Origin of the sequence: Diaphorobacter sp. J5-51 (assembly GCF_001023515.1) — a bacterium.
Taxonomy (GTDB): Bacteria; Pseudomonadota; Gammaproteobacteria; order Burkholderiales; family Burkholderiaceae_C; genus Diaphorobacter; species Diaphorobacter nitroreducens.
This window is the reverse complement of the sequence record NZ_JSYI01000052.1, coordinates 1-1,225: the sequence shown is the minus strand read 5'-3', so window position 1 is coordinate 1,225 and position 1,225 is coordinate 1. Positions and strand designations below refer to the sequence as shown.

Annotated in this window: 2 protein-coding genes; both read left to right on the top strand. The window is 57.1% G+C overall.

Annotated elements, in window-relative coordinates:
• Window positions 1-35 precede the first annotated feature (35 nt).
• Window positions 36-668: a hypothetical protein gene (locus OX89_RS07355; RefSeq protein WP_047350120.1), complete on the top strand. Its 633-nt coding sequence runs from the start codon at window positions 36-38 to the stop codon at window positions 666-668.
• 11 nt (window positions 669-679) lie between these two features.
• On the top strand, window positions 680-1,201 hold the full coding sequence (locus OX89_RS07350) for a hypothetical protein (RefSeq protein WP_047350119.1): 522 nt from the start codon (window positions 680-682) through the stop codon (window positions 1,199-1,201).
• Window positions 1,202-1,225 lie beyond the last annotated feature (24 nt).

Genomic DNA, 1,225 nt, shown 5'->3' with positions numbered 1-1,225 from the left:
GTGTCTTCCATCATCCAGGGTGAACCAACTGGGTCATGACAGTTAGCCTGACATCGGCGGCGACTGTCTCCATGCTGGAGCGGCAGGCCGCAGCAGTGCCGTCCTTGTACAAGGCGTTGGATGCATTTGCCGACCGAGCCAAACAGCTTGGCGCAAACAGCAACCCGGCTGAAGGCCAGCTCAAGGAGCTCGAAGCGCAGCAGCAGAAACTCTCTGGGCAAATACAGTCCTTGCAGTTGCCGAACAACGATGAAGCCTTCGTTGCAGCCAGCAAGACAGTGACAGAGTTGCGCGAGCGAGCGCAGATCACCGCATGTGGGGATCAAGCCGTCAAAGCAGGCTTCCCGGTCAGTTGGAAGGCGAACTACATCGTGATGGAACTGAACTCGCCCGAGCTGTTTTGCAACCTTGTCCAGGCCACCCAGCGCAATGGGGCACAAATACGCTACCTCTCGGCGGGTCTGCTCAGCAAGGAGGGCTTTGAGGTCAAGAGCCCGAAGCGCACGGTGCAAGTCTTCACACAGGCTGACCGTATGCCGGGCGGCGATCCAAGCGTAAAAGTGATGATTCCCGTGTCGGCCAAGATTGACGGGAAGTCCATCGACGTGACGCGCAATAACCTTCGGGCTGTGGCCGCGGAATTGATCGCAGCCATGCGCAACCAATGAGAGCAAGGCTTATGTACCAATCCCTTGCTAAATCGCTGGTGGCCACCGCCTTGTGCATGTCTTCGTTTGTCGCATTGGCCCAAGATGCAGCAGTCCCCAAGCATCTCCAGCTTGCCCGCGATTTTGTGACCAACACCAAGCAGGAGAACAACAGCTACTCGAACCGCAACATCTACACCCGAATGCCGGGTGACCTGTTCGCTTCCGAATACGTGGTGGCAACGGATTGCGGCGGCTTCGTGGAAGACATGTTCCGGCGTGCCAAGTCCGGGGTGCTCGAACAGCTCAAGACCAAGAAGTTCAAAACCCGATTTAGCATCTTCGACTGGCACCCCAGCATAGAGAAGGAAGAGGCTTTCACCCGCATCATGAAAGTGACGGACATCAAACCGGGCGACGTAGCAGCCTGGCTTTACTCGGAGAAGGTCATCCACACCCTGCCAGGACACATACTGTTCATTGATTCACCACCCGTGAAGCTGGAGAAGCCCCGCAAGCCTCTGGTGGATGGCCTAGGAGCCTGTCGGACTTGAGCCCGAGCGAACCCACTAAATCGG